This is a genomic window from Rhizobium sp. RHZ02 (assembly GCF_014851575.1).
GTDB lineage: Bacteria > Pseudomonadota > Alphaproteobacteria > Rhizobiales > Rhizobiaceae > Rhizobium > Rhizobium altiplani.
In genome coordinates, this window is sequence record NZ_JACUZX010000031.1 from 52,705 (window position 1) to 72,799 (window position 20,095).

General features: G+C 59.5%; 23 protein-coding genes and 1 pseudogene. 15 read left to right on the forward strand and 9 right to left on the reverse strand.

Features of this window, described 5'->3' with window-relative positions:
* The first annotated feature begins 11 nt into the window (after positions 1–11).
* The 5 genes from IB244_RS27900 (at position 12) to IB244_RS27920 (ending at position 3,790) form a co-directional block, all read left to right on the forward strand.
* Positions 12–674 (forward strand): conjugal transfer protein TrbF, encoded by a 663-nt coding sequence (locus IB244_RS27900; protein ID WP_112949656.1) that lies wholly within the window; start codon positions 12–14, stop codon positions 672–674.
* Positions 675–689: 15 nt separating this feature from the next.
* Entirely contained in the window at positions 690–1,520 is an 831-nt protein-coding gene (trbG, locus tag IB244_RS27905) for a P-type conjugative transfer protein TrbG (protein ID WP_192240493.1), read from the forward strand.
* A 3-nt stretch (positions 1,521–1,523) separates the two neighbouring features.
* On the forward strand, positions 1,524–1,970 hold the full coding sequence (gene trbH, locus IB244_RS27910; RefSeq protein ID WP_192240494.1) for a conjugal transfer protein TrbH: 447 nt from the start codon (positions 1,524–1,526) through the stop codon (positions 1,968–1,970).
* Positions 1,971–1,985: 15 nt separating this feature from the next.
* Entirely contained in the window at positions 1,986–3,287 is a 1,302-nt protein-coding gene (trbI, locus tag IB244_RS27915) for an IncP-type conjugal transfer protein TrbI (RefSeq protein ID WP_192240495.1), read from the forward strand.
* A 203-nt stretch (positions 3,288–3,490) separates the two neighbouring features.
* Positions 3,491–3,790, forward strand: a complete 300-nt coding sequence (locus tag IB244_RS27920; RefSeq protein WP_192240496.1) for a transcriptional repressor TraM — start codon at positions 3,491–3,493, stop codon at positions 3,788–3,790.
* On the opposite strand, the gene IB244_RS27925 is transcribed toward IB244_RS27920, so the two are convergent.
* Positions 3,791–4,495, reverse strand: coding sequence for an autoinducer binding domain-containing protein (locus IB244_RS27925; protein ID WP_192240497.1), 705 nt, complete (start codon positions 4,493–4,495; stop codon positions 3,791–3,793). It abuts the gene before it with no gap.
* 235 nt (positions 4,496–4,730) lie between these two features.
* On the opposite strand from IB244_RS27925, the gene IB244_RS27930 reads away from it, so the two are divergent.
* The 4 genes from IB244_RS27930 to IB244_RS27945 all read left to right on the forward strand — a co-directional run bounded on the left by IB244_RS27930 (position 4,731) and on the right by IB244_RS27945 (position 8,290).
* The gene (locus IB244_RS27930) at positions 4,731–6,362 is read left to right on the forward strand and encodes an RcgA family putative transporter (RefSeq protein WP_192240498.1); all 1,632 of its coding nucleotides are present in this window, start codon (positions 4,731–4,733) and stop codon (positions 6,360–6,362) included.
* Entirely contained in the window at positions 6,352–7,347 is a 996-nt protein-coding gene (locus IB244_RS27935; protein ID WP_192240499.1) for an RcgR family putative quorum lactone hydrolase, read from the forward strand. The genes IB244_RS27930 and IB244_RS27935 overlap by 11 nt, the downstream gene beginning before the upstream one ends.
* 149 nt (positions 7,348–7,496) lie before the next feature.
* Positions 7,497–7,676, forward strand: coding sequence for a hypothetical protein (locus tag IB244_RS27940; RefSeq protein ID WP_029792402.1), 180 nt, complete (start codon positions 7,497–7,499; stop codon positions 7,674–7,676).
* On the forward strand, positions 7,673–8,290 hold the full coding sequence (locus IB244_RS27945) for a hypothetical protein (RefSeq protein ID WP_192240500.1): 618 nt from the start codon (positions 7,673–7,675) through the stop codon (positions 8,288–8,290). The genes IB244_RS27940 and IB244_RS27945 overlap by 4 nt, the downstream gene beginning before the upstream one ends.
* Positions 8,291–8,313: 23 nt before the next feature.
* Here the strand turns inward: IB244_RS27945 and IB244_RS27950 are convergent, their stop codons facing one another.
* The 4 genes from IB244_RS27950 to traA are packed head-to-tail and all read right to left on the reverse strand — an operon-like array spanning position 8,314 to position 13,977.
* Entirely contained in the window at positions 8,314–8,931 is a 618-nt protein-coding gene (locus tag IB244_RS27950; RefSeq protein ID WP_029792400.1) for a TraH family protein, read from the reverse strand.
* 15 nt (positions 8,932–8,946) lie between these two features.
* Entirely contained in the window at positions 8,947–10,113 is a 1,167-nt protein-coding gene (locus IB244_RS27955) for a conjugal transfer protein TraB (RefSeq protein ID WP_029792399.1), read from the reverse strand.
* The gene (traF, locus tag IB244_RS27960; RefSeq protein ID WP_029792398.1) at positions 10,103–10,669 is read right to left on the reverse strand and encodes a conjugative transfer signal peptidase TraF; all 567 of its coding nucleotides are present in this window, start codon (positions 10,667–10,669) and stop codon (positions 10,103–10,105) included. The genes IB244_RS27955 and traF overlap by 11 nt, the downstream gene beginning before the upstream one ends.
* Positions 10,666–13,977 (reverse strand): Ti-type conjugative transfer relaxase TraA, encoded by a 3,312-nt coding sequence (gene traA, locus IB244_RS27965; protein WP_029792396.1) that lies wholly within the window; start codon positions 13,975–13,977, stop codon positions 10,666–10,668. The genes traF and traA overlap by 4 nt, the downstream gene beginning before the upstream one ends.
* A 252-nt stretch (positions 13,978–14,229) precedes the next feature.
* Between traA and traC the strand changes: the two genes are divergently transcribed.
* The 6 genes from traC to IB244_RS27995 all read left to right on the forward strand — a co-directional run bounded on the left by traC (position 14,230) and on the right by IB244_RS27995 (position 17,831).
* Positions 14,230–14,502 carry a conjugal transfer protein TraC gene (gene traC, locus IB244_RS27970; protein ID WP_029792395.1) on the forward strand — a complete coding sequence of 91 codons (273 nt, stop codon included), beginning with the start codon at positions 14,230–14,232 and terminating at the stop codon, positions 14,500–14,502.
* Positions 14,503–14,506: 4 nt separating this feature from the next.
* Positions 14,507–14,719 (forward strand): conjugal transfer protein TraD, encoded by a 213-nt coding sequence (gene traD, locus IB244_RS27975; RefSeq protein ID WP_029792394.1) that lies wholly within the window; start codon positions 14,507–14,509, stop codon positions 14,717–14,719.
* A complete protein-coding gene (gene traG / locus IB244_RS27980) occupies positions 14,709–16,661 on the forward strand; it encodes a Ti-type conjugative transfer system protein TraG (RefSeq protein WP_192306319.1) in 1,953 nt (650 codons plus the stop codon). Before traD ends, traG begins: the two co-directional genes overlap by 11 nt.
* Positions 16,662–16,679: 18 nt before the next feature.
* Entirely contained in the window at positions 16,680–16,877 is a 198-nt protein-coding gene (locus IB244_RS27985) for a hypothetical protein (protein ID WP_029792392.1), read from the forward strand.
* Positions 16,878–17,085: 208 nt separating this feature from the next.
* Positions 17,086–17,394, forward strand: coding sequence for a WGR domain-containing protein (locus IB244_RS27990; protein WP_029792390.1), 309 nt, complete (start codon positions 17,086–17,088; stop codon positions 17,392–17,394).
* Positions 17,391–17,831, forward strand: coding sequence for a thermonuclease family protein (locus IB244_RS27995; RefSeq protein ID WP_029792389.1), 441 nt, complete (start codon positions 17,391–17,393; stop codon positions 17,829–17,831). The genes IB244_RS27990 and IB244_RS27995 overlap by 4 nt, the downstream gene beginning before the upstream one ends.
* A 32-nt stretch (positions 17,832–17,863) precedes the next feature.
* On the opposite strand, the gene IB244_RS28000 is transcribed toward IB244_RS27995, so the two are convergent.
* The 4 genes and pseudogenes from IB244_RS28000 to IB244_RS28015 form a co-directional block, all read right to left on the reverse strand.
* Positions 17,864–18,037 (reverse strand): hypothetical protein, encoded by a 174-nt coding sequence (locus IB244_RS28000; protein WP_192240501.1) that lies wholly within the window; start codon positions 18,035–18,037, stop codon positions 17,864–17,866.
* A gap of 256 nt (positions 18,038–18,293) precedes the next feature.
* On the reverse strand, positions 18,294–18,464 hold the full coding sequence (locus tag IB244_RS28005; RefSeq protein ID WP_192240502.1) for a hypothetical protein: 171 nt from the start codon (positions 18,462–18,464) through the stop codon (positions 18,294–18,296).
* A gap of 316 nt (positions 18,465–18,780) precedes the next feature.
* Complete coding sequence (locus IB244_RS28010) at positions 18,781–19,092, reverse strand: DUF736 domain-containing protein (protein ID WP_029792386.1); 312 nt, start codon at positions 19,090–19,092, stop codon at positions 18,781–18,783.
* Between the two features lie 543 nt (positions 19,093–19,635).
* Positions 19,636–19,947 (reverse strand): annotated as a pseudogene (locus IB244_RS28015) (zincin-like metallopeptidase domain-containing protein); the annotation flags it as partial.
* Positions 19,948–20,095: the final 148 nt, after the last annotated feature.

Genomic DNA, 20,095 nt, shown 5'->3' on the forward strand with positions numbered 1-20,095 from the left:
GGATCACACAAATGGCAGGGCATCCCGCACCTGAGAACCCGTACCTTGCCGCACGGCAGGAATGGTCAGAACGCTACGGCTCCTACGTCAAGGCGGCTTCCGCCTGGCGGGCCGTCGGCATTTTGAGCCTGGGAATGGCCGTCATCGGCTTCGGTTACGCGCTTTATCTGAGCACGCAGGTCAAACTCGTCCCTTACATCGTCGAGGTCGACAAGCTGGGGAACACGGTTTCCGGCGGCTTCCCGCAGCAGATCGAATATGCGGATACGCGGGTCGTTCGCGCGACCCTTGGGAATTTCGTGACCAGCTTTCGTTCGATCACACCAGATGCGGTCGTCCAGAAGCAGTATATCGACCGGACCTATGCCCTGCTGCGAACAAGCGATGCCTCGACGCAAAAGGTCAACGCCTGGTTCCGCGGCAACTCGCCGTTCGAAAAAGCGGTCAACGCGACTGTCGCGATCGAGGTGAACAACATCGTCGCGCTTTCGAACCAGACCTATCAGATCGACTGGACCGAGTACGAGCGCGATCGGAAAGGCAAGGAGGTCGCGACCCGACGCTTCCGGGGCATCGCGACCGTGTCGATCACATCACCACAGGACGAAGCAACAATCCGGCTCAATCCGATCGGTGTCTATGTGACCGATTTCGACTGGACCGCGCAACTTTAAGGGCAGGGATCTGCAATGAGGATCAAACACAAACGCGTCGCTCTTCGCTGCATGCTGGCGCTTGCCGTATCAGCCGCAGTTTCAACGACGACTATTGCTCAAAGTCTGACGGGCAATGAGGCGAAGGGGACAAGCCTTTCCGGCAAATGGCGGGGACAGGCCGGACTGGTGACACGGGGACCAGACGGCAAGGTGATCTTTCTCTTCGGTGAGACACAGCCGTCTGTCGTCTGCTCCCCCTTACAGGTCTGCGATATCGAGCTGCAGGGTGGCGAAATCGTCCGCGATGTCCTGGTCGGCGATACGGTTCGCTGGAAGGTGGAGCCAGCAACGTCGGGCGCCGCCGGTGGTCAGGCGATCCACCTGATCGTCAAGCCGTCCGAGCCAGGGCTTGTCACTTCCATGGTGGTGACGACCTCACGCCGCACTTATCATATCCAGCTGAAATCGCATCCGACACAATACATGGCCCGCATCGGGTTCGAATATCCCGAAGATGCCGCCACGAAACTCTCCGATATCAATGCGCGCATCCAGGCGATGACCGGACCAGACGGCGGAGTGGCTCCGGAACAGCTTGCCTTCTCCTATTCGTTGAGCGGAAGCGCCCCATGGCGGCCGAAGCGGGTCTATTCCGATGGTCAGAAGACCTACATCCAGTTTCCCCGCGCGATCTCCGGCCAGGACGCGCCAGTTCTCTTCGTCGTGTCAGGAGGACAGAACCGCATCGTCAATTACCGGATGAAAAACGACATGATGATCGTCGACTACAATATCGACAAGGCGATCCTGATTTCCGGGGTTGGCTGGAGGCAGCAGAAGATCACGATCCGGCGGGGAGGGTGATCCATGCTGTTTCAACGTTTCCTCCCGATTGTCTTCATCCTAAGCCTCGCCGGATGCCAGACCGCAACCGACGGACTGTCCACCAGTGCAGCACCCGCTGACGTCTCCGGGCCCGCCGCCGGCGCCATCGCCGGCGACATGGCAGCGCGCTTTGCCGAGCAAGCTGGATCGACGACCCCCCCCATCAAACTGCACAAGGATACATCCGAATTCGCCGTCGCGCTCGAGGCCGCTTTGAAAGGTTGGGGCTTTGCGATGGTCACCGATGACAAGAGCGCAAACGCGAAGGATGTTTCAAAGCCCGTCGAGCTAGCCTATTCGATCCTCGCCGCCGACGGACAGGTGCTGGCACGCCTTTCGACTGACACGATGGAGCTCGGCCGAGCTTATTCGGTCACCAATGGCGTGGCGACGCCGGCAAGCCCCCTTTCCCTCATGAAGCGAAACTGACAGGCGGAGACGACTATGGTCCAATCGCTGCAACTGGGAACGTCAAATCAGTCTGCTGACGAGAAAGGGATGAAGCGCCTCAATCGCGTGCCCCTGTTCTTCGGCATCGGGATCCTGGTTCTGTTCCTCGCCGTTCTCGTTTACGGCCTCTCCTCACGTGGGCTGAGGTTTGGGCAGCACGACCCGAACGAGAGCGGTTCTGGCACGCCGGCTTCGACCTTCGCCGATCAGCTGAAGCGGGGTGTTAAAGATGGAATTATCGGCGACCGGGAGGAACAACAGCGGCCGGTATTTCAGCCGAGCCCGGTCCCCCAGCAGCAGACCAATGCCCGTCCGGTGGAAGTCGAACCGAAGGTCGAACTGCGTGAGCCGCGCAGGTCTCGCATGGAGTCGGACGAGGAGTGGAATGCTCGGATGCTTCGTGAACAGCGCGAACAGATCTTTCGTGAACAGCAGCGCCAACGCATGGCACGCCTTCAGGCAAGGGGCGCGGCCCTCGACTCGCCGCTGAAAGTCGACATCAACGATGTCGCCGCACAAGCGCCAGGCACTGCGTCTGCCGCATCGCGTCAATCGAATTCCGCGCCAAACGGCTCGCAGGATCTCTATGCAGCAGCTTTGAGAGCCGGCGCAGCGGGTCAGGTCGATCAGAACGGACAAGGGTCCAAGGAAGATTTCTTCAACGCGGACATCAAGGATCTCGGCTACCTGCCCAATCAGGTCGTGCCTCAGCAGTCACGCTACGAACTGAAACGTGGATCGGTGATCCCCGCGACACTGATCACCGGCATCAATTCCGACTTGCCAGGCCGCATCACTGCCCAGGCTAGCCAGACCGTCTATGATAGCGCGACCGGCCATTACACGCTGGTGCCGCAGGGGACGAAGCTCCTTGGCCGTTACGACAGCAAGGTCTCATTCGGCCAAAACCGCGTGCTCGTGGTCTGGACCGATATCATCTTCCCGAATGGATCGACTCTGCAGATCGGCGGTATGGCCGGGACCGACTCGGAAGGTTATGGCGGTTTCAGCGACAAGGTCGACAACCACTATCTCCGGACCTTCGGCTCGGCTGCGCTTGTCGCGCTTATCGGGACAGGGATCGACATGTCGATGCCTCAAAGCTCGACTCTTGCCACACAAGACACGGCCTCCGACGCCGCCCGCAGGAATTTTGCGGAGACCTTTGGGCGTGTTGCGGAACAGACCATTTCGAAGAACCTCAATGTCCAACCGACAATCAAGATCCGACCCGGCTTCCGATTCAATATCCTAGTCGATCAGGACATCATTTTCCCGGGTAATTACAGCAACTGAGATATGAGCACGATGGAAGGTGACGTGCAGGCGACGGATACCGGCTCCGTCGACCAAATAAAAAATCGCTGCAAAACTGCAGTGGATGAGTCCCCAGCCAATCGCTAAAATAACTCCCAAGGCTGTACGCACTGCGTTGCTCGATTCTCAGTCGAGCAAACTAGGCGTACACCGCAGGCTGAGCGTGGGCGTTGGGAGATCTTATGGGTTACGAGAGAAATGACACTGCCACGGACATCGACCTGCGGCCAATCATCGGATTGCTCTCCAACGAGTCCCAGCAAGTTGTCGAAATCCTGACGGTCGGCGCGATCAAGAAACATCGCAAGCTTGTCGACCGCGCCGAAAGAATGTTCCAGGTCGCCCATGCCGGTGACCGAGACGACGAGAACAAGCCTAGTGACGCTCACCTAGCCTATCTGGAAGCAACGATCGAAATGCATGCGCAAATGTCTGCGCTCACAACACTTCTCAACATCCTTGGTCGAACGCCGAAAGTCTGATCAAATCAGGCCACGTCGAATTGCCAGAGCCACGAGCTGCGTGTTGTTGCACAGGTCGTACCGCCGTCTTGCTTCGGCGAGCGCAATGCGGACGGTATTATATTTAACCTGCTCAATATCGGCCGTGTCTTCCACCGTTTTGCCGAGTGAAAGCCATCGCGTGTAGGTCCCCTCCTTCGGAGAGAGGTAAAACGGTTCCTGGATTGAAGGAGTTATCTTTAGCTGCTCAATGCGGGCATGTAGCTGCCCAACCGCAGAGGATGCGGCGATCGGATCGATTTCGACCTCCGCGGTCAGAACGGACTTTGGAGAGACGAAGCTGAGGACTGAGATGGCGCCGCTGGAAATAGCGATTGGAATGGTGATGCCTGAACGGATCCCGAACTGCGCTGCAGTTTCATAGAAAGCCTGGTCTTCCTCCAGCTGCGTTCCCGTTTGGGGGTTATCAGACCAGATAAAGGCGCGGCGTGATTGTTGGGCACGCTTCATAATCGGATGTCGTCGGTCCAGGTCCAACTTTCGACTTCGTTTCAGCCAATCGGGATGGAGGTTCGATATCACGTAAAAGTCGCCCGGCAGCATTTTGGCATAGTCGTAGCCGGAAAATTCGAACCCTTCTGCCAAATCCGCCAGGGCGGCTCTCAGCGTTGCATCGTCATGCGCGACAGCGCTGATTTCTAAAAGCCCCGCGACAAGTTGGTTCATCCAATCCCCTCCATTCAGTGCTGCTCCTGCCCGACCTTCTCTGCCAACTTAACGAGCGCAACGCGCGCACACCAACTCAGCCTGAGGTTGATTCATTCATTCGGTCATGTCGACCACTCGCTTTGCGTTTGCGCGAAATTTATCCAACCTGAATTCGATAAGGGGTGATTGAGTGATTTGGCACGATGTAATATGAAGTGCAGCGAAACGAAACGAAATCAGAACTGGTAACCGATTGTTTCAGAATGGAAAATTATTTCTGCCGCCGCCAAATGACGGCAGCGATTGGAAGGAATTGTTCAAGAAACTGGCTGCGGCTGGCGCGGGCAGAGCACTCGGTGAAGACGGATTTCCCGCGGGCCCGTGGACGCCCGAGCTGCTTGCCGAGGCGATCTCACAGATCGATTCGAACCGCGCTGGGGTTGATCTGAGGACAGTGCAGCTTTGGTTTCAGGAAAACGACAGGGGAATTAGCGCGGCGAACATTCGCTGGCTCGCGAGGGTTTTTGGGTGCGATGATCCGGAAGCCACGGCCGCATGGCAGGTCGAGCTAAGTGCCGCTCAGGCGCGGCTGCAGGCCAAGAGACGGGAAGCAAAGAAGACAGACCACCGCACACCAGAGCGTCCAGATGTGCCGACAGACCCCACGGTTGACGACGAGCAGTCGTCACTGGTCGAGCTTACACCCGATGCCTTTGCCGATGCCGAATCCGAAGGCGATCGGAAGAAGCAGCGCTTCAGCCTAGCGCGAAAATCGGAGACCCTTTTTAGCGGCGGCTCGCCGCTGAACTTGCCCGCGTCTGTGTTTGCAGGCGCCTCCGCTCTCGGCTTTCTGTCCTATATTGTGGGGATCCACAGCGCGATTTACCTCCGCGCGGATAACGTTGCGAAAGAGGTTGGATTTCTCTGGGCGCCGAATTGGACCTTCCTTTTCATGGTGCTGTTGCCGCTGTTTTTCGCACTTGTCACAGAGCTACTCGCTTTTTGGACAAAGGAAGGCCGCGTGAAGCTGTGGGCGTGGAGCGAGACGACGACAAGCGACGATGACTGGGCACGCAATGTGGAGGGGTCCTCCTTTTCATATTGGGCAGTGTTCGTGATCTGTGTGTTGTTCGCCGGTGTTCTTCAATGGATTGGCGTTTGCCTGATCCCATTGCTGGAAGGCGGAGCAGACTATGCGACAAGCTGGGGCACGCTGGCAATTGTGCGACCGGAGGTTATTTCGGTCCCGGTGTCGATCGCGTTCACTGCCCTCGCTTACCTCTATATGTGCCTCTGCTTTTATCTATTTTTTGCCGGGCTCATTTTGCTCCACACGATGATCCATGATCTCAGGAAAATTGACCTGGAAGCAAAGATCCTTCGGCAGGTTGGATCTCAAGGCGAAGTCTATGAGCTTTGCTTGAGATTAATGCGTGGGATATTTCGTTGCACAATTCTAGGCCTTCTGGTCGCGTTGTGCATGAAGGCTCAGAGCTCCTATCTCACATCGAACGCCAAAAACATCCTCAACTGGTTGATCGGGGATATGTCTTCAGCGCTGGCGGGACGTGATGGTGTCAGCAATGGTTTCCACTATCGGATGCCTACCCATTACAGCAGCCTGCTCGTTGCACTTTCGACCATCGTTGTCTTTGTCTACGGTTCGATCTGCCTGCGAGGTATCGGCAAGCGATTTCATGTGCCGCTCTGGAAGATGTCGGCAGTCGTGACATTGCTGTTTGCCAGCTACCTGCTGGTAGATGCATTCGTGGGATTCTCGATCGTTCTGGGCATCGGTGTGCTGGTCGCGGTATTCAGCCTGATTGATCCTGGCCTTGGTGGTCGGAGATCCAGCGAAATAGGAAGCAAACAAATTGTATCTTAGCTGGCTTGATCGGTGGGATGAACAGCGGGCGCGACGCGGTGAGGACGGGAAGGAAACGACGAGTTTCATCCTTGATGCAGACCGTGCCTTTCCAGGTGAGAAAATCGACAGTATCCGCGAATTTTGTGCCCGCGCAGATGAAGCTTCGACTGACCCAACGTTTTTTGATGAGCAAAACGGCGGCGATCAACGATTCGAAGTGCGAGAGCATTGGGTTAAATTCCCATCGGACATTTCCACCGATGTCGCAGAGAACAATATCGTCTGGGCGAAAATCACCAAAAGTGGATCCCTCGACAAGGCACTGGTGATTTTTCACCATTGGAACGCACGGGCTCGAAACGCTCAAATTGCCAGCTTTTTGTCACGGCGCGGCATCACAGTCGTCGAGATCGCAATGCCTTATCACTTCGAGCGTAGCCGTCCTGGTTCATTGCACGCGGATTTCATGCTGAGCGCCAACCTTGGTCGAACGATTCAAGCCGTAAAGCAGGCCGTATGTGATGGAAGAAAACTCATCCGCTGGCTGAAGAGCGAGGGCTATCGGGAAATCTCGGTTCTCGGCATGAGCCTCGGTTCCTGGGTCGCAGGAATGATTGCCTCACATGATCCGAACGTTTCGAAGGCTTCGCTTTTCCTTACGGGTGGAAGCCTTGCGGACATGGTGTGGACTGGTCGTGCGACTCGATCCATCCGGAGCAGCCTCGAGTCAGAAATCGAGCTGGCCGATCTCAGAAGAGCATGGGGACCACTCAATCTCGAAAACTATGCGCATCGTTTGGCGCGGCCGGATCTCCATCTCCAGGTGGTACTGGCTAAGAGAGACACGGTTGTGATGCCGGAGCTATCGGAAAACCTGGTACGCAGTTTGAAAAACGCCGGCGGCCGACCGCAGATCCTGAAACTAAATTGCGGCCACTATTCCCTCGGGAAGCTGCCATACATTTTGTATGCCGGTTTGAGCTTGAAACGGTTCCTGTCTTGAGTTGGCCGAGTACCCAGCAATCGAAAATGAACGTTTGCAGCGTGTCCGCGTTACAAACTAGTGCTTGGCGCCACGCCCCGTCCAAGTTTGCTCTTATGCAGGAATCCATGTAATAAACTACAAGAAGTTGGTTCAGGAGGGCCTCGACGATGACAGACATCCAGCTGGAGGCGCTCATCGCGCTCATGGAAAAGCGGGCTGAAGACGCCGCCAAGTCGCCAGACGATGCACGCCGTCATCTGATGGACGCCGGCATTGTGTCTGCTGATGGCAAACTTGCCCCAGAATATGCGCGCGACGACGACACTGAGGAAGCGGCTGCCGCTTGAGTTCCAATTATCCTGCATACGCTCTCGGCTACCACGGCTGTGACAAGGCCGTGGGTATGGCTGCGCTAACCGGCGCATCGCCCCTTCTTCCGAGCGAAAAGGCGTATGACTGGCTCGGTTCTGGAATCTACTTTTGGGAAAACGACCCCGAGCGAGCGATCGAATGGGCGACGCTGAAAGCTGAATCCGGCGCTTATAAAGAGCCCTTCGTGCTCGGCGCAATTATCGATCTCGGCAACTGTCTGGACCTGATCACCCGGAAGTACGTCCCCCTGATCCAGACCAGCTATCTCATGCTGAAAAGCCAGATTGAAGCCACCGGCGGCAAAATGCCGGTGAATTCCGATGCCAAGGGTGACAAGAATTCCGACAAACTGGTTCGGAAGCTGGATTGCGCCGTTATCAATTACGTCCACGAGATCGCGAAGGAAGCCGCACTTCCGGCATTCGACACCGTTCGAGGGCTGTTTCCCGAAGGTAATGAGATCTACGATGGCGCTCGCTTTCACGAACGTACCCACACGCAGATCGCCGTTCGCCATGACGCATGTATCAAAGGCTTCTTCCTTCCGCGAGGCGAAACGCCAGCGCTCACCTCTCCGGTTTCGCCCTGACGCTGACCCATGCGCAGCGCTCGTTATTTTTGCCCGCCGATCCTCGAAAGATCGATCCTCATTCCTGCCTCCGTAGCCTTATCCGGCTCGGCCATTTGTGAGGAATCTTCACTTTCCGCGGGAGGCGCCACGGGATCCGCACCTTCAGCAGGCTTTTCTGAACGTGTACCAAAGAAAGTCGGGCCACCAGGATCGTGGGCACGGAACACGTTGTCGCCCTCGAAACTGCCCGTCTTCCAAGCGTAGATCGTATCGTCGACCAACTGCGGAAGAAGCTCCTTGTTCGTGGGGCGGCCGTACCATTTGGTGACGATCCGGGCGACCTTTGCAAATATGCCTGTCCCTGTTCGCAAATTCGCGCAGGCGTCGAACATGTCTGGCTGAAGCTGTGATGCGTCGTCGACGCCAACACCCGCGGGGAACTGGGTGATGCCGACCCGTACGATGGCATGACCGACATAGTCTTTGACCACATCCATGGCCTCGTCGGGCGAACGAGGTTTGGGGATGAGAACCAGCCTACCATCTGCCTTGACGGTGACGGCGAGTGGATCGTCGGAACCGACGGCCGAAATGAACTGTTCGACGATAGCGGGGGGAAGGCTTGGATCGGCGCATTTCGCAATGAGGGCAGCGTCCATGGTCCTTGCTCCAGATCAGGTGTTGAAGGACATCACGAGAGGTTTGCCGAACAGCCGTGCCCAAGCCACGGCGCTGGCGCGCTGTATGCCGATCATTGCGGTCCCTTTGGTCCACCAGTCGTTTCCGACGACGACGACGAGGTCTGGATCGTGAAGCATGGACTGCAGGACGGGCCAGACGATGAGTTGCTCGTAGCAAATCAGCGGGACGACACGGAGTCCGCCGACAGTGACGACGGGATTGGCGAAGAAGTTCGCCCGTGCACCGCCGCTCTTCCCAAGCAAGGGAAGCCACGGCTGCCACATCGAGCCTGGGACGGGCATCCGTTCACGGTAGAGGACTTCGCTATCGTCTTTCGAGACGCGGACCAGCACGTTGTCGTAGCCCTCTGGATCGACCACCGCCGCGCCCGCGACTAGGGAAACGTCGGAACCGGCAAGCTCCCGCCGCCAGAGGCGCTCGACCGATGACGTCCAGAACCCGAGAGCACTTTCGGGCAAGAGCATGAAGGTGGTGGCTGGACGGCGCTGATCGCGCAGTATTGCAGCAAGGTCACGATGTCGATCAAGACTGTTGTCCCGACCAAGACTTTTGCCAAGCTGGAGGTCGACGCCCTGCCAACCCAGCCCTATTTCCGGAGCGGTCCAGAATGCGGCGGACCAGAGCCAGAAGCCTACGAGGGCCATGGCTGCAGCCGGTCGATAGCGTGTCGTCATGATTGCGAGACCGGCTGCCACTGCCGCAAGCCCGATCCAACCCCATCCTGGAACGAGAATGCCGGCCGCTGTGATCGGATGCGCCCATCCGACAATCCCGAACGGCGGGAGGGCCATGAGGATCATCGCGATCACGTAGCGTAGGGCTCTCCAGCGATCAGAACGGGGCGACCAAAGCATGGCGTGAACGAAGACGAAGCCGCCTGATGCGACCAACCACAAGAGCAATCCCGGCCAAATGTCGGATTGGTAGAAGGTGGCGACGCCTTGAGGCAGTCCTCGTGACGCCGCCAGAAAATAAGCGGCCGAGACGAGGCCTGCGGTCCTGCGACTGCGCGCCAGCGACCAGAGTGCAGGGAAGGCAATCGCCGCAGGCAGGGCCAGGGCATAACCACTCCAGCCGAGATAACCTGACGTAGCGGAAGCTACCACGAGGATGAACGGGAACAGCCAGTCACGGCGCATAGGTGAGCACCTGCTTTGCGAGGCCAAGGACGCCGGATACCGGGACTGGCCCGAAATATCGGGAGTCCCACGACCCGACGAAGGCTGAGTGAAGAAAGACCTCGCCAGCCGGGACGGTCCCGCCTCGATAGGGCCGAAGGAGTCGCCCTCGACCATCTCGGCCGACGAGGCGCGACTGTTCGATTGGTCGTCCATCGACGATCACTTCAGCGGCGATGTCGACCCGCTGGCCACCGACCGCGGCCACCGTCTTGATTAGCGGTCCAAAACCGCCCGGGCATAGTCCGGAGCGCAGGTAACCTCTGGCTTTGCCCTCAAGGATCTGCGGCGTGGGCGGTGGGCAGACGAACACGATATCGCCTGCCTGAACGGAACGATCGAGCGACACGACGCGCCAGATCCCGAGCGGCTCGCTGGGCGTCGTATTGATCCGCAATCCGCCGACAAGACCTGCGGCAGTCGCGGCAAGAATGGCGCAGCCAAAGGCGCCGATAAGGAAAGTAGCCGATTGCCGTTGGCGGACTAAACGCGGAGCGCTTTGCGTGGGAGAGATCATTTCAACGACAACCCTTTCGTCTGGGTCTGCCGCATCGTTTCTGCCTGCTTTAGCGCCACAGCCGTCCGCTCATGGGCGGCCAGCTGCTGGACGGTCCGGATCGTGTCCCATGCGGATCGCAGCTCATTCTTCTCCGCCGGCTTCATACCGGCAGATACCGCCTCGAATGCCTTCCCTTCCGCGGTCTTGGCAGCAAGCGGGAGGAAGGTTCGTTCCCCGAAGCGCTCAGCCACGACCTTGGCGAAACCTTCGAGCTCGGCCTTCACCATCTTGTCGGCTTGGGCGTACTCGAATCCCGCTGGGAAATCGTTACGGTCGATGGCATCGCGCACGCGTTCGAGCACCTGCTTTGCGGATGCGGATAGGGCGGGGATGTCGAGCGAGAGCTTGGTGCGGATCGCTCGTTCCTCGTCCTCATAGCGGCTCGCGACCTCCGATCGTTTCGCGATGAAGGCCTGAAGGTCGCGAGCGAGCGCGGGTGCATTGACCAGCGCTGTATCGCGGGCCTGCTTCTCCGTGCTCCCCGCAAACAGACCGGTCTTCCCCTTCAGCGCGCCAAAGCTTTCCGGCTGCTCGGCAATCCGGGCAATCGTGGTTCCGGCCGACACCTCATTCGCCAGGATGGCATCGACGTTGACCACTTTGAAGGCCGCCTGTGGGTCGGCATAGACGTAGTGGAAACGCGAGGCGATCTCCTGCCAATCGGCTTTCAGCGCAGGGTCAGCGGAGAGCTTGTCTTCGACCATTTGGCCGATCGAGTTTGGGAAGGTCGTTGTGCCTGAGACCATGGGCTTTACCTCCTTTGTGGACGGTGATGGGGATGCGGTTGGCTTGGCGGTGCCGAGGCCGAGCTTCTCTGCGACCGCGGCAAGACGTGCGCCGAGCTCGACAAGCTTTGCGGCTTGTCGAACGGTCCACTGGAGCTGATCGTGGGCGATTGTGCGAGCGACGTTGACGAGGTTCAGACCACGGGCTTCGGCAAAGCGAAGTGCCTGCGCATAGAAGCGCCCGCCGGTATAGTCGAGTGTCGTCTCCTTGGCATTGGAGCGAGAGAGTAGCTTGATCAGCCCGCCAGCCTTGACAAAGGATCGAGCGCCATAATAGACGGTGAGTTCCTCGCGGTGGCGGGTCATTGCAACATAGGTCAGGTGCCGGTCGAGGGAGAGGGAGGCGAGGACCTTGACCTGATCGACGGTCGCTCCCTGGCTCCGATGCACGGTGATGGCATAGCCATGATCGACATTGTTGTAGAAGCGCTGCTCGACGCTCACTTGACGGACTTGCTCGTCCTCACCGATCTCAGCAACAAACCGACCAGGCGATGCTTCAACGACCTTGGCCAGCATGCCATTCTTGACGCCGAGCGAGCCTTCGTTCTTCAGGAACACGATCTGGTCGCCAGCCGCAAACGTCCTGCTGCCTTCGGCAGTCTGGAATGTATAGCCGCCGTCGATAAGTCCGAGCTCGATCAGTTTCTCGCGCGCACGATCGTTGAGCATCCGGACGTCTCGGCGCAGGTGCGCGAGGATGAGGGAGGATTTCGCTGGATCGTAGTTTCGGCTCCAATCGGCGATCAGGTCACTGACGGCTTCCTCCTTAAGGTCTGAACCTACGAACCTGCCAGCGGCTTGATAGACCTCTACAGCCGCGCCGATATTGCCGCGAGCTAAGTCGAGCGATGCATCACGCATCCATTGTTCGCGCTGGCGATAGATCGTCTCCAGTTCCGCGTATCCGATGCGATCGGCGATGGCTCGAAACGCTGCTCCCGCTTCGATCGGCTGCAGCTGTTCTGGATCGCCGACAAGGACTAGTTTGGCCCCGGCCTTGGTCACCGTCTCGACCAGGAGCGCCATCTGTCTGGAAGAGACCATGCCGGCCTCGTCGAGTACGAAGATCGTCTTGTCGTCGAGTTGGTTGCGGCCCTGGCTCCAGCGAAGCTCCCAGGACGCCAGGGTGCGCGAGCCGATGCCGGCTTCCTTCTCCAGACCCTCGGCCGCTTTGCCGGCAAGTGCGCCGCCGACGACACGATAGCCGGCCGCTTCCCAGGCTTCGCGTGCCGCCTTCATCATCGTCGTCTTTCCGGCACCGGCACGGCCGATCACAGCGGAGATCCGCTCCGGACCTGCGACATGTTCGATGGCGGTTTTCTGCTCATCCGACAGGCGATCATGCCGCGTGAAGACGCCGTTCAGAACAGCTTTGCTGACACCGTGGGACGTCCGCTTGGACAGTGAGACCGCACGGTTGGCCATCTTGGCTTCTAGCCGGATCAGCTCCCGCGTGGTGTATTTAGGCGGCGCCCTGACGCCTGTGACGAGATCGATCCGCTCGCGATCGAGCCGGAGTGTTTGCGGGCTCTGCAGGATCTGCGCCATCAGGTTCTGGAAAAGCGAAGCATCGTCGATGTAACGATAGAGTATCTTGGCGACATCGCGCTCGTCGAAAACGCTCTTCTCCCGCGTGATCAGGTCCAGCACGATCTCCGGATTGCGCTGGATCCGCCGGGCGTTTTCGGCGCGGCGTTCTTCCTGCAGATCCAGCCGCTCGAGCGCGACCTTCTCCTCCCCGCCGTCTGCTTTCCGCTCGATCGCCTTCGTTCCGACGCCGAGATGAATGGTCGGCGTCAACTCGATCCCTTGCTTCTCGAAGGAGCGCCCATCGACGCGGATGTCGAGACCGGCGAGTGCCAGGTGTCGGTTCTGGCAGGCGAACCAGCCGTCGCGAAAGGCATTGAAATCGTCGGCGCTTCCCGCCCAAAGCTCATAGACGATCTTGCCCGCGTCGTTGCGAACCGGCTTGCCGTCAGGCCCCAGCACCGCGACCTTCTTTGCGCCGAACCCGTCCTCGGTCAGTGGCCGCAAGGTGGTCATCAGATGGATGTGCGGATTGCCTGGAGCATCATGAAACACCCAGTCGGCGACCATACCTTTGGCGGTGATGTGGCGCTCGACGAAGTCGCGAACAAGCGCGATGTTCTGATCGGCAGTAAGCTCCATCGGCAGCGCGATGGTGACGTCCTTGGCGAGCTGGGCATCACTCCGCTTCTCGAAGGCCTCGACCTTGTTCCAGAAAGCTTCTGACGCGCCGGAGACCGAACGATCTGACATCATCGACTGCAGCCAATCGGGCGCGTCTTCCGGAATGACGAACTCCTCGTGCAGCAGCCCTTGCTTGCGGCTGTAGTCGATCGTCCGGGCTTCCCGCTCGAACTCCATTTTGACGCAGTGCCGGTAGGCCGCCGACAGCACCGCGCTGCGGCCGGAACCGCGGGCAACGATGCTGACTGAGAAATGCGGGACGGCCACGACGAAGACAAGCTCCTAAGATCGAACATTTTCAATGCCTTCGTCGGAAGCGGTCGGCCCCGCCAGTGCCCGTGAGCAGGGCGTCGCGTGAGCGACGTATAATTGCGCCCTTGGATCCGCTCCTTCGGAACGGCGGGATCATTCGCCAAATGCTGACGCTTTGGCGAGGTGCAACATTGCACCTTTCCAGCGGGAGAAAATTCGGGGCAGGGTTCGTCTTCATCGAACCATAAGCAATGAGGAGCGACGCCCATGAAGAAGCCAACTGCCAAGATCCGGGAGGAGATTGCTCGCCTGCAGGAACAGCTGAAGCAAGCGGAAACACGCGATGCCGAACGCATCGGGCGTATCGCGCTGCGTGCGGGGCTCGGGGAGATCGAGATAGAGGAGGGTGAACTGCTGTCGGCGTTCGAAGAGGTCGCGGCTCGGTTTCGCGGAGAAACGAAACCGGCTCAGGGGCGCAAACCTGCGACCACCCCGCCGAACGGCGCTCGCGAGGCTGCGGGCCAGTCTGCTGAGGCTTGAGCGAATGCAGAAGATGTCGACGGTCGAGGCTCGGAAAAAAGACGCGCGGGAGAAAATCGAGCTCGGCGGCCTGATCGTCAAGGCCGGCCTGCGCTACGAGAAACGTGCGCTCCTGCTCGGGCTTCTGATGGATGCCTGCGCGCGGATCAGGGCTGACGAGGCGGAGCGAACTCGTCTAAGTGAACTCGGTGCGAAGGCATTCGCCGATGACGCCTAATAGGATCCTTGTCGGCGCTATTCCGGCTGTAGCAATGCTGGCAATCGCTTTGACTTTCCCAGGCATCGAACGCTGGCTCTCGGCATACGGAACGACCGATCATGCGAAGCTGATGCTCGGGCGGATCGGGCTCGCACTGCCCTATGCATTGGCCGGCGCATGTGGCGTCATATTCCTGTTCGGCACGAAGGGATCGATCAACATCAAGGCTACCGGTTGGAGCGTTGCCGCGGGCGGTTTCGGCGTCATCGTCGTCGCTGGCCTTCGCGAGGGATCGCGGCTGCTGGCCTTTGCCGGTCAGGTGCCCGCGGGCAGGACCCTTCTGTCTTATACCGACCCTTCGACCATCGCAGGATCGGCCGTCACGCTCCTCGGGGTATTCTTCGCTCTGCGCGTTGCCAGAATGGGAAATGCGGCCTTCGCGCGAAGCGAGCCAAGGCGCATCCAAGGAAAACGCGCCCTGCACGGAGAAGCGGACTGGATGACGATGCAAGAGTCGGAGAAACTCTTTCCGGAAACAGGAGGCATCGTCATCGGCGAGCGATATCGTGTCGATCGCGACGATCCGGCCGCCACGTCGTTTCGGGCCGGTGAGCCGCTTTCCTGGGGGAGGGGAGGTTCCGCACCGCTGCTCTGCTTCGACGGCTCGTTCGGCTCATCGCATGGGATCGTTTTCGCCGGTTCAGGTGGTTTCAAGACGACCTCTGTCACGATCCCGACGGCGCTCAAATGGGGCGGCTCGCTCGTCGTGCTCGATCCGTCCAACGAGGTGGCGCCGATGGTGATGGAGCACCGGCGCAAGGCAGGCCGGCGCGTGATCGTCCTCGATCCGAAGAACGCCGGTTCCGGCTTCAACGCGCTCGACTGGATCGGTCGCCACGGCGGCACCAAAGAAGAGGACATCGCAGCGGTCGCGTCATGGATCATGAGCGACAGCGGTCGCGCGACCGGCGTTCGCGACGACTTCTTTCGCGCATCGGGTCTTCAGCTTCTGACCGCCATGATCGCCGACGTTTGTCTGTCCGGGCATACGGATAAGAAGCACCAGACCCTGCGGCAGGTTCGCGCCAATCTTTCCGAGCCGGAGCCAAAACTCCGCGCGCGCCTGCAGGAGATCTACGACAATTCAGCGTCCGACTTCGTGAAGGAGAATGTCGCCGCCTTCGTCAATATGACGCCCGAGACCTTCTCCGGCGTCTACGCCAATGCGATCAAGGAAACGCATTGGCTGAGCTATGCGAACTACGGCGCCCTGGTGTCGGGCGCCAGCTTCTCCACCGAGACGCTGGCCGATGGAGACACCGACGTGTTCATCAACATCGACCTCAAGACCTTGGAAACTCATGCCGGCCTGGCGCGCGTCATCATCGGCTCCTTCCTCAACGCGATCTACAATCGCGACGGAGCGATCAAGGGCCGGGCACTGTTTCTCCTCGATGAGGTCGCAAGACTCGGCTACATGCGGGTGCTGGAGACGGCGCGCGATGCCGGCCGGAAGTACGGTATCACGCTCACCATGATCTACCAGTCGATCGGCCAGCTGCGGGAAACCTATGGTGGGCGCGACGCGTCTAGCAAGTGGTTCGAGAGCGCCAGCTGGATCTCGTTTGCGGCGATCAACGATCCGGAAACGGCCGACTATATCTCACGCCGCTGCGGTACGACGACGGTCGAAATCGACCAGGTCAGCCGCAGTTTCCAATCACGCGGATCGTCACGAACCCGATCAAAGCAGCTTGCCTCAAGACAGCTGATCCAGCCGCACGAAGTCCTGCGCATGCGCGCGGACGAGCAGATCGTCTTCACCGCCGGCAATGCGCCATTGAGATGCGGCCGCGCGATCTGGTTCCGCCGATCAGACATGAAGTCCTGCGTTGGCGAGAACAGGTTTCAGCAGCGCGCAGCGGGTGTCGACGACCCCGTTTCGCCCGAACCGATCTGAACGCAGGAGGATCCGGCAATGCGATATTGGGAAGCCTGTGAGGCGCAGGTTACGGCCGAGGAGGCGATCGAGGAATGCCGCATCCACGAGGTGGCGGCGGCCGTCCGAGAAGATGACAAGGCATTGGTCGATGAATCCACTGGTGAGGTCATTGCTCACGCCGATGGGGAGGGCGAATATTATGGTGCGGATATCCTCGGCTATCTCGGGTATTGATCAATGCCGGCGCGACCGCGAGAGGATCGTGACCCGAATGGGCGAAGACCGCTTGCGGGCTTCGTTCGCCGTGGCGAATAGAGCCGTACGACGAAGGCGGATCGCCCAAGACCTGACGCTTCGAAAGCTTCACCAGCTTGAATCGATCATGCGAAACCGATTCATAATTGTCGTTGGACCGCAGACTCCGTACGCGCGATTCTCGGTCATGATCGCACAGCCCTACCAGCTCTATGTCGAACGAATGGACCGCGCCAAGAACATGGCTCGCTTCTATTCGATGTCGATCGACGCCAACCTGTTTGGTGAACTTTGCCTGACCCGGCGATGGGGCCGGATCGGCGCCAAGGGCCAGACATTGATCCATCACTTCGAGCGGGAGCAGGATGCGGTTGCACTCTTCCTGGACCTGACCCGACAGAAGCGCGCCCGAGGCTATCGAACGAGGTCAGCAGCAACCCGCGAATCTGATAGTTCCGCTCCTTCTACTGTCATCGAGCTTGGGGCAATCAGGTGAAATCAATTCTAACAGGCGTCATTTCCGCCACCGTTCTGCTAGGGGCCATCTCGGCCGTCCCGCAAGTTGAAGCGGCGCAATCCGGTCAACCCGCAATGTTCCCCAAATGTGCATCCGGCGCCCGTTACAACTGTGTCGTCGATGGTGATACGCTGTGGATCAGCGGCCAGAAGGTGAGAGTTGCCGATATCGACGCCCCGGAGATCAGCACCCCGAAATGCGCGTCGGAACTGGCACTCGGCAACGAGGCAACAGATCGGTTGGTCGAGCTCGTCAACGAAGGGCCATTCCAACTCCAGGCGTGGCCAGGCCGCGATACGGATCGATACGGCCGTAAGCTCCGTGTTCTTGTCCGGGACGGCCAAAGCCTCGGCGATCGGCTTGTCTCGGAAGGCCTGGCACGGACCTGGTCAGGTCGGCGCGAGCCATGGTGCTGAGGACCCGGCTCGCCAGAGCGGGCCGGGGCGCCTTATGGGCGCCGGTTCCAATCGGTCTCGAAGTTGACCTCGATGTCGACGAAGAAGGGGATCTTGATCGCGACCTTCAGGCCGAACTTACCCTTGCGGAAGAAGTGACCGATGACCTTGCCGAGAGCGCGCAGGCGACGGCCGGTAGCGGTGAGGAACTTGGCGAGCTGTTGCATGATGTTTCTCCTATGATTGCGTTTCATCGCGGGGATGAGATGCGGATCGGGAAGGAGTGCTGCATCGGAACGACCGCAGCGAAGCGGAGGACCAGGACGACTGAATTTTGCTGCGCGAGGAAGCCGAAGGCGGGGAAAATTCTGGCGGCATCAGGTTGCGGCATGACGCTCGAAACGCACCATCCCTGATGTCGATGAAATGGGATCACAGGAGAACCGCAACCGTCGACAATGGCGCAATGCTGTCGGTTGCCCCTCAGTAAGGCGGCTCCCGATCGACGGTCTCGTTCTGCAGGGCGACGACCCCTGCAAGCTCCGCATGAGCGACATCCAGCTCGGCCTGGATCTGGCGACGCTCGCCGGCGTCGCAAGCGTTACGGAGCTCGGCCCGAAGTTCCTCGATCTGGATTTCGATATCGTAAGTCATCGTCTGATCTCCTTGAGTGTGAAAAACGACGACAGCGGCCGGGAGGGGATGATGGGGTCATGGATCGCGCAAGCGACCGGCGGAGCCGGGGAGTGGGGGAGCCGATTTTCGGAAGGCGCCGCAGGCGGCTGGAGAAAATTGGGGGAACCGCTCATCCTTGAGGCCGGCATGCGCGAGCGGCACACTCCCGGTTTCTGAGCAGCTATCCCTCCCTCTCGTGTGGCAGCAAAAAAAGCCGGACCAGGTTCGAAGCCTGATCCGGCTTTAGATTTCCGCGGAGGGGATGACCCCGCCCTTTCGGGCGGGGCCGGAGTTCTCAGTCCCGGTTCGGCCGGGACCAGATCAGCTGGTAGCCATCTTCGCCTTCGACCTCGGAGAGCGTCGCGTAGATGGGAGCCGGGAAGCTCGGATCGTCGAGCTTGACCGAGAGGTAGTCACGGTCGGTCTGCTCCGAGCGCTTCTGCCAGGCGGCGCCGAGTTCAACGGCTCCCGCGAAGATGCGGAACTGCGGGCCCTTGTCGGAGGGGTTTTCGATGCGGGCGATGCGGGCCTTGACGTTGAGGGCGAGGGTGCGGATCGAGCCGGTGAAGCCGTATTCGGTAGAGGTGAAGGTGCCGATGGTAGCCATTGTCGTATTCCTTTTCGCTGTTTCGGGCCGCTCCATTGCGGCCTCGATGGCAGTCGCAAAGGCCGGGGATGATCGGACCGCACCCGTAGGGCCGGAACAACGTGGAGGGCGGCGTGGAGACACTTTCTTGTCTCGCGAGGAATGACGGCGCAGCCGGCAGGGGATGAAAGTTTCGGAGCGCCGTTGCGGGAACACGAGCGAGGCGTAGCCGCTCTCCGGCCAGACATGCCTCATCGAGCCCGCGAATGGAGCCCTGTCGTCAAGGGAAAGGGATATGGCAATGGCGGCCCGCACCGGGAAATCCAGGCGAACGGCCGCAGCTGGTCAGCAAACTGTCAGAGCTAGGATAAAGATATGCACATTCCTCGCATGACCTCCGACCAAGGTCCGCTTGCGGGACGAACTTGCCGCGATAGAGTTGCCCCGCGAATCATCGCCTGGAGGATGACCTTCGGATGGCCGACGATCCTATTCCCGAAACGGACCAGGCAGATGAACCGGCCGCCATCGTAGCTGGCGACCGTTCGGAGCGCATCCTCTGAACTACGCCGTCCAAGCTGCGTCCCTGATTTCCAATGCCCTTGTCTGTAGGCCATGAAGGAATGCGACCGCGCGCTGTGCGTGTGCCGCCGCCTGAAATATTGCCCGCTTGTCGTCAGCCAGAACGGATAGCCAGGACTGGAGGTAGGAGGCGTGGTCCGGTCGTGGTTCGAGCTCGGGAACGAGCCCGAGATCCGCGCATAAAAAGCAGCTGCCAAGCTCGGCGATCAATTCTTCCCGGGCCCTTTCGCTGCGGTCCTTGCTGTAACGCGACAGATCACGCCCGACCCGATCCTTTGAAGATGTCCAATGGGTCTTATGCCGATATCGGCATAAGACGCATTATGCCGTGGGCCGGATTATGCCGCATGACCGAGTTTAGCCGTTGTCGAGCCTCGTTTCGGCCATGCGGTAGTTCGGCATAATCAGAGCGCTTCGAGGAAGGCCAGCAGTTCGTCGTTCG

Excerpts from the sequence above, each read along its gene's own strand:
- IB244_RS27900 (WP_112949656.1), top strand. The coding sequence starts at position 12 with ATGGCAGGGCATCCCGCACCTGAGAACCCGTACCTTGCCGCACGGCAG.
- trbG (WP_192240493.1), top strand. The coding sequence starts at position 690 with ATGAGGATCAAACACAAACGCGTCGCTCTTCGCTGCATGCTGGCGCTT.
- trbH (WP_192240494.1), top strand. The coding sequence starts at position 1,524 with ATGCTGTTTCAACGTTTCCTCCCGATTGTCTTCATCCTAAGCCTCGCC.
- trbI (WP_192240495.1), top strand. The coding sequence starts at position 1,986 with ATGGTCCAATCGCTGCAACTGGGAACGTCAAATCAGTCTGCTGACGAG.
- IB244_RS27920 (WP_192240496.1), top strand. The coding sequence starts at position 3,491 with ATGGGTTACGAGAGAAATGACACTGCCACGGACATCGACCTGCGGCCA.
- IB244_RS27925 (WP_192240497.1), bottom strand. The coding sequence starts at position 4,495 with ATGAACCAACTTGTCGCGGGGCTTTTAGAAATCAGCGCTGTCGCGCAT.
- IB244_RS27940 (WP_029792402.1), top strand. The coding sequence starts at position 7,497 with ATGACAGACATCCAGCTGGAGGCGCTCATCGCGCTCATGGAAAAGCGG.
- IB244_RS27950 (WP_029792400.1), bottom strand. The coding sequence starts at position 8,931 with ATGGACGCTGCCCTCATTGCGAAATGCGCCGATCCAAGCCTTCCCCCC.
- IB244_RS27955 (WP_029792399.1), bottom strand. The coding sequence starts at position 10,113 with ATGCGCCGTGACTGGCTGTTCCCGTTCATCCTCGTGGTAGCTTCCGCT.
- traF (WP_029792398.1), bottom strand. The coding sequence starts at position 10,669 with ATGATCTCTCCCACGCAAAGCGCTCCGCGTTTAGTCCGCCAACGGCAA.
- traC (WP_029792395.1), top strand. The coding sequence starts at position 14,230 with ATGAAGAAGCCAACTGCCAAGATCCGGGAGGAGATTGCTCGCCTGCAG.
- traD (WP_029792394.1), top strand. The coding sequence starts at position 14,507 with ATGCAGAAGATGTCGACGGTCGAGGCTCGGAAAAAAGACGCGCGGGAG.
- traG (WP_192306319.1), top strand. The coding sequence starts at position 14,709 with ATGACGCCTAATAGGATCCTTGTCGGCGCTATTCCGGCTGTAGCAATG.
- IB244_RS27985 (WP_029792392.1), top strand. The coding sequence starts at position 16,680 with ATGCGATATTGGGAAGCCTGTGAGGCGCAGGTTACGGCCGAGGAGGCG.
- IB244_RS27990 (WP_029792390.1), top strand. The coding sequence starts at position 17,086 with ATGATCGCACAGCCCTACCAGCTCTATGTCGAACGAATGGACCGCGCC.
- IB244_RS28000 (WP_192240501.1), bottom strand. The coding sequence starts at position 18,037 with ATGCAACAGCTCGCCAAGTTCCTCACCGCTACCGGCCGTCGCCTGCGC.
- IB244_RS28005 (WP_192240502.1), bottom strand. The coding sequence starts at position 18,464 with ATGACTTACGATATCGAAATCCAGATCGAGGAACTTCGGGCCGAGCTC.
- IB244_RS28010 (WP_029792386.1), bottom strand. The coding sequence starts at position 19,092 with ATGGCTACCATCGGCACCTTCACCTCTACCGAATACGGCTTCACCGGC.